The 11358-nt window shown below is 34.6% G+C and carries 5 protein-coding genes; all 5 read right to left on the bottom strand.

Annotated features, from left to right (window positions below; translation table 11 throughout):
- Positions 1 to 175: 175 nt before the first annotated feature.
- From KTR06_RS21870 to KTR06_RS21850, 5 genes are read right to left on the bottom strand one after another with little or no spacing between them, the layout of a single operon-like run.
- On the bottom strand, positions 176 to 622 hold the full coding sequence (locus KTR06_RS21870) for an ASCH domain-containing protein (RefSeq protein ID WP_217290798.1): 447 nt from the start codon (positions 620 to 622) through the stop codon (positions 176 to 178).
- Positions 609 to 2645: a GNAT family N-acetyltransferase gene (locus KTR06_RS21865; RefSeq protein ID WP_217290797.1), complete on the bottom strand. Its 2037-nt coding sequence runs from the start codon at positions 2643 to 2645 to the stop codon at positions 609 to 611. The genes KTR06_RS21870 and KTR06_RS21865 overlap by 14 nt, the downstream gene beginning before the upstream one ends.
- 27 nt (positions 2646 to 2672) lie before the next feature.
- Complete coding sequence (locus KTR06_RS21860; RefSeq protein ID WP_217290796.1) at positions 2673 to 4532, bottom strand: ATP-binding protein; 1860 nt, start codon at positions 4530 to 4532, stop codon at positions 2673 to 2675.
- A 1-nt stretch (position 4533) separates the two neighbouring features.
- Complete coding sequence (locus tag KTR06_RS21855; RefSeq protein ID WP_217290795.1) at positions 4534 to 8085, bottom strand: Eco57I restriction-modification methylase domain-containing protein; 3552 nt, start codon at positions 8083 to 8085, stop codon at positions 4534 to 4536.
- A 12-nt stretch (positions 8086 to 8097) separates the two neighbouring features.
- Positions 8098 to 11358, bottom strand: coding sequence for a helicase-related protein (locus tag KTR06_RS21850; protein ID WP_217290794.1), 3261 nt, complete (start codon positions 11356 to 11358; stop codon positions 8098 to 8100).

Below are 11358 nucleotides of genomic sequence, written 5' to 3'. Positions count from 1 at the left end.
TAAAGGTTACGGCGCAAAGATATGGCGGCTAACAACTTATGTCAAGGCGGAAAATAGAATGGTTACAAACGATTCTCATAAAATATCGAATCTTTGAATGCATACCAAAGTTTACGAGCTTCAAAACTCGTATCACTCTCGTCAAAGAGTTTTTCTCTTATTTCGCGATCAACTCTCATACATCTAATTTTGAAACAATAGTTTGTAATAACTGTAGGATTTGGCTATTAGACACATATCTATATCCCTGTGGAGGGGTAAACGATATATCAATTCCCTTTATCGCTTCTAGGGTAATCATAGGCTGTATGGTTCTAATAGATTCTATCTCTATTCCTATTGCCTTTTTCCTATCCAAGAAATAGTTGTCATATCTAATTTTATCTATACCTAATTGGGATGAATAAATTCTCCACATTTCATATGGGGAAGTATCTATTATTTTTTTTATTCTACCAAAACCAACAACCCCTTTAACTGGAGAAGATGCATATATTATTATATAATCCCCTTCTTTGATGTTAGGACGAACTTTTCTGAGTTCTATAGTCTTTTCTTTCGCTAATATTTTATTAGCGAACTCTGGTTTTATTGCCAAAAAAAGATATTTATTTTGTTTCATGTCCTAATTTATATATTTCACTATACATATCTTTTGATATACGCACTGGTGATGCAAAAGTATTCTTTGTCCCAATTATTTTAGTGACTGTTGAGTAATCAATAGGTTTTTCAAATAACTGTGTTTGACTAAATTTAAGAGCTCTTACAAAACTATTAATGTCTTTATTGCATAAATTATATACATGTTTCCACTCATATATTCCATAATGTTTATAACGTCTAAATACGTCCTTTGGCAGTCCGGTTACAACCTCATCTAAGTATGAACAAGCAACAATAGCTTTACTTCTAGTGCTATTTTTATCAAAACTTACATACCATAGTATACGAGCTGGACATTTTTCTGTAATAGGTTTTGTTGATCGATAGTATACATTCTCTACATTCCATAATCTATTAACATCTGCACCAAACAATGATTCACTTGCTATTAATTTATCAAATAAGTGGGCGGCCCAAACAGCTTTTATGGGGATTATATAACATGGAATATCTATATCTGTAATCTTTAAAGGAAATAGCTTGCGCTCAATATCCAGCAGTTGTGATTGATCTATTAGTTCGTCTAATATTGGGATATTGTTCTGTTTAATAAGTCTACCTAATTCATCGGATGCTATACACTCATCAATAACATGTTTCACATATGAACTATCTTGTATAATAAAACCAAACTTAAGCAATATAGAACTATATCTCTCTTTAATATTAGATTCACTAATTCTTATTTGATGACATTTTTCTTTAATAGCTCTACTAATGAACTCATTCACCAACCCCATAAATAGTGTATCTCTATTTTTTGCATCTGAGATTCTAATGATTGGAATAGATAACACACTATTGTCATTCTTATAAGCAAATAGTGCAATGTTTTCATTATTGTATTTTACAGTGTCAATAATATATGACGATGAGTTAACCACTTTAAGTATACTATTTCTAAACTGTTTTTTATTTTCTCCGCCCTTCTGATCCCAGAATTTGTCAATACAAAGTTCGAGTTCTTTATTGACAATTTTTGACAATGAATGAAAAACAGCCCCTAAAATTTGTTTTGGTGAATATGATTCAATATCTATCAACTTATCAATGAACAAAACAAATTCTTGTGGAGTTAGAATCTCAACATCATAGTTAGACTCAATAGCTTCCTTAGCATCCAGGATACCTTGGTCAAATGTTATAAAATATCTGACTCCTGCAGCTATACAGGTGGCCAATTGGATACGATCAGAGTTATCATTATCTGCATGCCCAGTAATAAACTCTTCTAGCTCTTGTGCAATCCTTTTACGATCTTCTATGTTATGCTTGGCCTCAACAAAATGGTTTATAAAGCCCCTTGTTCTTTGAGCTCTTTTGCGATCTTTATCTCTATTTATCTCATTAAAGATTTCCGAAGCGTATAGGAATTCTGTTTCATCAATAAGCCAGTCCGAAAGAAGGCACCGAGGATCTTCCATAGGTGCATAATCATTCTCAATATCTCGTAATTTAATGATAATATTGGCATCCAATAAGGCTCTAATCTTTTTTGATTGGGTTGCAGCCAAAGAGAATAAATCTTGTCGATTAAAATCGTACCACCACTTATTAAGGTAGTTTTCCTCTACGCTACGACTACGGATTTGTGTTTTAGAAACGAAACCGTATTTTTGCCAAACACTCGTTGCTCCTATATAGTCATTTCTACAACTTAATGAAATCCCATTATAACTATAGTTGTATTCATACAATGAACGCAGATGGTCTAATAGTTTTTGTGTTATACCTCGCCCCCTATGATTTTCATCAATGCATAAATGGACTATTGAGACTCGTGAATATCTAGGGACCTCCCTAAACATTAAATATCCACATAGTGTATCGTCTATGCAAGCTACAATTATCCACTTATTTTGAGCATGATCTTCAAAGCCCCCTTCGGGCATAAATCCCAAAGTGGCAGAGTTTCTCTTTCCCAATGTTTTTACATCTTGGAAAAATCTACTTTCATTATTGATACACTCTATTGTCATTATATGTTATTTACTTATTTATTACCATTACATAAATGTAGCAATTGGATTTCCTGATTCTATTTCTATTACACTGATAAGATAATTTGCATCTTTGGTTTTATCAGATTTCTCATAATTATATTCAAAAAAATGTTTAATCGTTGTATTATCAGATTGAACACCTTTCTTATTGTTGCCATCTTCATACACTTGATAATTGATCATTCCTTTAGATATAACAGGGACTTCTCCAGGCATTATAATAATTCGAAAGTCATCACATAATGTAAGTATAAATTTATATTCACTAATGCGAGGCTCTGGCGTCTTTAATGTAAACTCAACTTGGCTCCCAAATTTTAGAAAGGGTCTAATTATAATTTCTCTTAGTTTTCTTAATGTTTGAAGACAACGTTTAACTTCATGACCGTACTTTGCCACATCATAACTATCATGACTTGATGGATTAAGTATAAACTTACGATGTTCATCCAACTCATTAAAAATGGATATATCAATTACACCGCTTTCTGCGGCATAATCTTTACAGTTCATTATCAATCCATTAAGATCTAAATGTGCAAAATCACCAGTCAGTTGCTTTTTCTTGGGCAGGAAATCTTTACAAAAAGCTTCGGCTTCTTTTCTTAAGAAATTACCAGCAATCTCGTATTCATGCTGTTTAATATAATGTTCGGCTTGCCCAAGGTAATCCTCGCTATTTCTAATATATGGAGTCTTATCATAATCCATGTATATTTCTTTATAGACCCACGCATCTTGATTCTTTTTTGTTTTATGCTTAAAATACTCAAAGAACATTTTGTCATGAGTAAACAGATATATCTTATACTTATCAGATATTTTTAGCAAGAAGTCCACAACTTTTGCTCGATTGCTCATGTCAAGACTGATGAGCATATCGTCAAGAGCTAGAAAACGACCATCAGCAGGCTTCTCTATATTCAGCAGTGCAAAACGAACAGACAATGCTATTGCTGTTAATTTTGCTTCGTTAAAATATGTATGTGGCTTAACAATCTTTCGTAGATTGCCATCAGGCATCTTCTCGGAAATCTCTAAGCCAATAAAAGGTTCATTTAATTTTTTATATGATGATTTGCGTTCTTTTATTTCCCCATTCTCTTTAACTAACTCTATAATATTGTCATACTTTAACCAATACTCATTAGTGTCATCTTCGGGTTTATCAAAATTCGAATCGTATCGCAATCTTATAACCAACTCATTATCATCTTCATCCTTAAAAGACTCATTATATCGATCGGAGGCATAAATGTTAATGTCTTCAACGACCTTCTTGACTGCTTTGTTAAAATATTCAATATTAGAAATATAATCAGGGTGTATATGTCGTCCCTTCTTGATAATTGATGCTGTTATTTCATCATACATTTCGCCAATGTGAAGTCCTGTATTGTCATCTTTACAGAATGGCAAAATATCTTTTATAAATACGGGGAATAGATTTATTCTCTGAGAATTTCTAAAATTGAAAAAATGGAATAAGAATTGATGATTAACAAAACAACCGTTAATCTGTGCAGGCAATGGGTGTTTACCTCCTAATAATGTAAATTGATAACCTTCTTTATCAATATTATATATAAACGGATGTCTCCCATCAAAATCTATCCATATTTTGGAATCTACATCCAAATTATTTAGATTCTTTAAATGCTGTTCACTAGCGGGGTCAAAGTATTTTTTACCAGCATCAGGTTTTAATGGTGCCTGGAACATACAATGTAAAGCATAGTAGATGGAAGATTTTCCACTACCATTCTCACCATACATCAAAAGGTTCTTTCCTTCTAGTAGTAATTCAAAATCATTTGGAAAGGCCTTAAAACCACATATATGTATTCTATTTATTGCTGGCATATTATCCTTCAATTATAAGTTTGAGTATTTCGGGGCTTCTTAATGTAAATAAATCTAATCTGTTTCGAATAGAATTATCCGTTTTCTTGATATTCATAAATACATCAAGTATCATATCTGCTTTTTCTTTATCTGAGGATAGGTGTGTGATCGGCTTTATGAGTTCCAACGCTGAATCAATTATATTGATTTCTTGTTCTTTCATATGCTCTCCAAAGTATAATTCATACACACAACCATCAATAATTTTTTCAAAAAACAGTGCAATTGTTTCGTTTGAAACTAATTCTGATAAGTTTTCTTTTGTAGAACTTGCCATCATTACATAATCAACAATTGTTGCAATTAATTCCTGAACATTGATTGCTGGTACTGCAATAGGAATCTGCTGCAAAGGCTCCTTGTCTATTTGAAAATTCGCTCCCTGCATTTTTCCCTTATATTTTAGCCAATACTTTATTAGTGTTGAATTCAATAATCCTGTAAGATACTTTTGGTTTATTCTATTTGTTCTAATAATTAAGTAAGCTCTAGAAACAAAACTGTCAAAATTTACATAAGAAAAAGCAGGACGATTTACACACTTTCTTAATGCTAAGATTTTTTCTCCTTCAAAACTTTCTTTTTTTCTAGCACGATGCAGCCCATAAGGTTTATTTACAGATGTAATAACTTTAGAAAATTGATCTAAATGCTTTTGTATGTTAGGATAAAGGGAGATACTGTCATTTGCAGAAGAATCTGTATATATTATCCATTCAGAATTCTCTTTGCATACTGAATATCTGTTTATCAGTTTTGATGTATAATATGGCTTTACAAGACTCTTTTCATTTTCATTAAAACTTAGACTATCATATTCTTGTTGGCTTAATACAAAAATACCATCTCCGATTTGTTTCTTATTGTTTAAAAGTTGTTGAGCCTTTTTATTTACATAATCTTGCAAAACATCAATACCAGAAGATATCTCCTTAAGTCCATCTTGATCATTCAAGAGAATGTGTTTTGTATTGCTTATTAATTGTAATATTTGGTTATTCTCTGTAGATGCAAATGTTAATAGCTGATTTGAGAAATACTCTCTATTAATTAATGGCATAAAGAATACGTTGCTATCATCATGTGTTTTCTCTAATAAATTAATCGCAGCCTGTTTATTGGCATGTTTTTGTTGTACTTTTCGATAATCAAAAGAATAATTGTCAGTAATGCAGTCTTTCTGAAAGAGCATAATCATTGTTTGTATACTTGCACTGTCAAAAATCATAGCATCAAAGAAATCTATTAATTGTATGATTCTGGCATCTGATACAATCTTATTGCGTAAAATACTTGCTCCGTCGTTGGTAACCCAATTATTTGTGGCAATATAACATAAACACGCATTAGACTTTAATAAGTCAATCCCTTTACAAGCGAAAATATACCAAAGGTCCATTTTACCTTGATAATATGCACTGTTTCTTAACCCATTAAATGCGTTTTTATCTGTTGCTTCTTTAATATATGGCGGATTTCCTATTATTATATCAAAACCAGTAAACTTACCATTCTCATCAAGCAATTGAGGGAATTCAAAACGCCATTCGAAAGCATCAACATATAATTTGTTTGTCTTAATATCTTCTTGTTCTTTCTCAAGGAGATTCAGTTTTTCTTTCAGCTTCTTCAACTCAGCCTTTTCCGCCTTTGTACGTTCTCCAAATAAGGTTGGGCCTTCAAGCATTATAACTTTTCCTCTTAACTTTGCAAGTCTTTCCTTAAACTGTTTGCTCAGTTCTGTCTTGAAGGCACACTTTATATCCTCAATAGTCTTGCGGAAAAGTTCCTTGGTTTGATGATTTGATGTATTGGTATAGTCACTTACCAACTCTTTATATTTGGCAAGTGTTATTTTCTCATCTCCTTTTTTGCCCTTGTTGTACTCTACAAAGACATTCTCAATAGGGGCGTCAATAGGATAGCGACTCAATAATGAATTGCCACAAGTAATTTTATAATCCAAGTTTGGTAGAGGTTGTGGCTTGTCGGCATCGACAACCAATGCTAACCAGAAACGTAAACGAGCTATATCGACAGCACCTTGCTCGATATCTACACCAAAGATGTTATTTTGGATAATATCTCGCTTTGTTTGAGTCGAATCAAAATTCCCGTGAGGCTCAGCATGTGAATGCAAATGATGTATGGCGTGATACAATACATAAAGGATACCCATAGGGAATGCACCCGAACCAATGGCTGGGTCGCATACCTTAACCTCTTTAAGCAGTTGAATAAAGCGTGTAGCAATGCTTTTGCTTTGGAGTATAGGACTCACTACTCCATCATTTATAAGTTGCTCAATAGCTTCTGCATACTGTTCTGATGGCTCGTGTGTTTTTAGGTATTGAATCACACTCTGGCGACACATATACTGAACAATCTCCTTGGGGGTATAGAAAGCACCCTTGTCTTTATTGTCCTCCAAAAGATTCTCGAAAATATGTCCCAGCATTTCAGGATCAATACCAACCTCGCTGTCATCAGGGTCGTTCTCGTCAATCGTAAAGTTGTATTGGGAGAAGAAATCCATTAATTCCTTGAAGTGGGTATATGAGAAATCAATAGGCTGCTTATCCACATCGTCTGCCTCGAATAAACCGCCATTAAGATACGGGATGCCACTAAACTCTTCCAAGAGTTGTATATCCCAATTTTTATTAATGAATAATGTCTCTCTCTCTTCTGGCTTTGTGTTCAGGATGCCAAAGAATAATGGTTCAAACACATCGCTTAACAGTCTATCATTATCGATATGTCTCTCAACAAGATTACTTAGGAATTTTTTATCCCCACCTTCCCATTTAGTATTTGATTCAGGCACACCCATCCAGCCTTTCTTTTGTAAGAACTGCAAGAACACCAAACGGCCTAATAACTTCTTGACATAGTCGCGATGTGACTTGGTATCAGAAAGCGTATCAATAAATTTCTTATATTGAGCTTTGTAGCCATTGAAAAACTCTTTGTTAAGTCGTTCAACAGAGAATGCATCGGTAACATCTGTTAAATAAATGGAGCCATAGGTCCTCTTATCAGCCAATTCTTTAAGTCGGCTTGCTGCTGTGGTACAAGGCTCATTCTTGCCTAACAAGAATGTATATCGTTTAGGAGCTGTTTCCTTCTTTACTAATTCTCCACTTTCATTGAAATAGGTCTGCTTGGCAATAAATGTCAAGCGATAGTCATCTTGGTTTTGCGAATAATAGAAAACCAAAGCTCCATGAATCAAACCTTGATCTACATACTTAGCAGCAATATCGCGTAAACTTTTACGGTTGCGTGATATTTGCACATTGTCAGCTACCTCAAAGCGGAATATAGCCATTGAACGTCCATCGTCCAATCGGATATTACCAACATGACCACCATCTTTGACGTGTGAATCTGCAATCTTGGCAACACTTGTGAATACTTCAACTTTTGGGAAGATCTTCTCTAGCAAATCTTTCCAAATGTCAAAATCAAATTTTGCAGATAGTATATTTTTCAAATATGCTTGATTCATAATAATACTTTGTTACATGTTAAAACTCTCTGAAATAATAATCTCAGGCATAAAATCTTTCGACACTTTAAGCACATCTACTTGTTTATCAACATTCCCACTTTGAACATGCTCCAATGGATATGCTGATATAATCATTATCAATTGCTCAAGTAAAACCACTGGCTTGACAGGTGTTTTCTTTGTTGCTGTTTTTAATTTATTTATATCTCGTTGCAACTGCTGGAATTTACCCGTTGTAATAGCTCGTTTTGCTTTATTAATCAATTCAAGTTCCTTTTCTGTAATGTTGGGAATACTTACAAAGCCATCAAGATAAGCAATTGCCTTCTTCTCATTAGGACCCTGTGCCGGATTCACCTTCTGCTTTGTTGCTTTAGTCTCTTCCTCTTGTGTAACAAAAGCATCAAGTGCCGCTTTTACTTGCTCGTGGTGCATATCGTGTAGCGGTATGGACTTTTCGTCAATACGGGCTTCAAACTCTTTTACTGCTTCTAAAAATGTAAGTTCCTCGATGCTACCGTCATCTCGTACAAATGTGAAAGCATCGCGGCGTTTGTTTCGGATAAACACAATGGTACTTCCTGGTATAAACTTACTCTTGCGACCTGTACGAGCTCGCAATGGTAATTTGCTGATTCGCTTAATCAAATCAGGATCATCTTGCTTGAGCTGTCGAAGCCACATCAAATAACGAAGTTTCTCGTCGCGCTCTTCGTCAACATCTTTATCAAATAGTCCAAAACTTTCAGGGTTCTCATCTGTTGAGTATATCTGACTATCTTCACCCAATGCTGCATGGAACGCAAAGAGTTTCATTTTTGCTTTCTTTTCCAACTCAATATCATCATTTACTTTTGAGGTTGGGAAGAAGTTAAAAATGTATACTTCTTTGGCAGTGCTGCCGATACGATTTACACGACCTATTCGCTGCATAAGTCTTGTTGAGTTCCAAGGTGTGTCATAGTTTACGATAACATTGGCACGATGGAGGTTTACCCCTTCGGCAAGTACCTCGGTAGAAATAACTATGTTATAATCGTTTTTCTTATCCCCTTTGTAGTTTGCATCGAAGTTCTCCTTCAAGAGTGGCATTTGGGTATCTCTATTGTCGCTCTGTACAGTCATAATCTTACTAAATCCATACCCCTTAAGAGAATCATATAGATATTTGGTAGTCTCTTTTGATTCTGAGAATATTACTAGCTTACCTTCATGATTAATAGATGTATCCAATAAAGTATCTTTTAGATATTGAATAAATATATCCAACTTAGGATCTGTATTAACTGCATCCCACATAGAAACCAACTCTTTCAATATCGCATTATCAGCCTTTATGCCATCTTCGAAACCATCTTCAAAGTCATCTGGCGTACAAACTTCTATTGTAGGGTCAGTATATCTTGCCTCCTCGATCAACTTTATCAACTCGTCTTCTTTACCTTCGCTAAGCAACTCATTGACTTTCAGATTGGGAGCAATGTATATAGTGCCGTTGGCAAACATATCAAGCATCACCTTGTTGGCCTCATAATATCGACGCAATGATTGCTTGAAGGCATAAAAACTACTATCTATTCGCTTGACAAGCAGTGTCTTCATAATGCCTGCCAATTGGATAGAAATCATATCTGCCTTTTTATACTTGCTCTTCTTAGGAGACTTTAGATATTTTATCGCTTGGTATCTGTAATATTTAAGTCCGTTTATCTTGTCACTAAGATACATTATAGTCTTATCGTACAAAGTCTCCAACTCTGTCTCCAATTGATAATATATCTTGCGAGGAGATTTTACATCAGGGAAGTGGATGTTCTGTTCCTCTAAATCTTTGCGATATGCATCGTTCTCCATTAAGTCTGTACGAGTACGACGCACAGTTAATGGTTCCACCACCTTGACGCGAATTCTCTCGTAGATTGCCTTAACTTCGTCAGCTATAAAAGTTAAGTCCTTTTGTTTTTTCAGTTTGTTATATCTGTCAATATGCTCACGGAAGAATCGCTGCAAGTTGCCTTCCTCTAAAGTGCTGTCCTTTGAGTCCTGGAACAGATATACGAGATTGGCTATATCTTCTGGCTTATTGTTAAGTGGCGTAGCAGAGACAAGTATAACTTTTTTATCATGCAAACTGCCATCATATCGCTTTGTCTTGGTTTTACACAACTTCTGCAATTCATTATACATTGATGCGGTGTCACTTCTGAACTTATGTGCCTCATCAACTATAATTAGGTCATAGAGTTCGGGATTCTTAACTTTATGAAGGCTTCCGTTAGTTATGATTTTGAAATTATCTAATTTGAATTCCGTAAGAGTCTCTTCCCAATTATCTTTCATAGCGGGAGGAACTATTACCAATATGTGTGAACGATGAGTAGGAAATCCATTCGAGAAAAAGAATTTCTTAGCTATAAGAGCAGACACAACTGTCTTGCCTAATCCGACGACATCGGAAAGGAAAAATCCATTGTGTTTCATCATCTTGGCATATCCGTCATTGACTGCATCTATTTGGTATGACAACTTTTTATATCCCGTAGGCAAATCGGACACAGAGTTAGGGTCAAAGTCAATACTCTTACCGAAGTATTCCAATAAGAATTTTAGATATACTTCGTATGGAGTGAAGTTCGGATTAAGATAAGAATCACTCTTTATCTTCTCTATGTGTGTTATATCTATCTCTACAGACTCTTCCCATAGCCTTTCAAATGTTTCAGTAGCAAATTGTATATCATCGTCGTAACGCAACTCCACATTGAACTCGAAGTTCTTCTCAAGTCCAGCCTCAGTTAAATTGCTAGAACCTGTGATAACAGAACCATAACCATGGGGATGGTAAACTTCCTCACGGAAAATATAAATCTTAGCATGGATATTTTGTTTAGGATGGATGCGCATGGTTATTCTACCAGTTACAATATCTTCTATGAACTGATACATACCATCCTCAACTTCTTTGTCGTATTTCGCTTCCTGAATATTACGCTTTATATCGTTAAAAAACTCCTCCTGAGACTGTTCTGCATTAGGATTGAAAAGTAGCCCCTGCTGATTTGCTTGATAAGTGAGTTTATCTACATTGATACCAACCAAAATGCGAATCTTGGGAGTTTGTTGTATAAACTTCCTAATACGGAAATATCCCGATGCTCGGAAATATCCGACAAGTGCATCAAAGAAATGCACTTTTTTATATTTGAATACCCCTTCTATTTTTTCAAGAAGAGTATTTTCTTTTTCATTTGTGAAAAAGTTTGTTCCCAT

The organism is Bacteroides sp. MSK.20.12, from assembly GCF_019052435.1.
Taxonomy (GTDB): Bacteria; Bacteroidota; Bacteroidia; order Bacteroidales; family Bacteroidaceae; genus Bacteroides; species Bacteroides xylanisolvens.
Note: the sequence above shows the minus strand (reverse complement) of the source record. Positions and strands in the feature narration are given on the sequence as shown.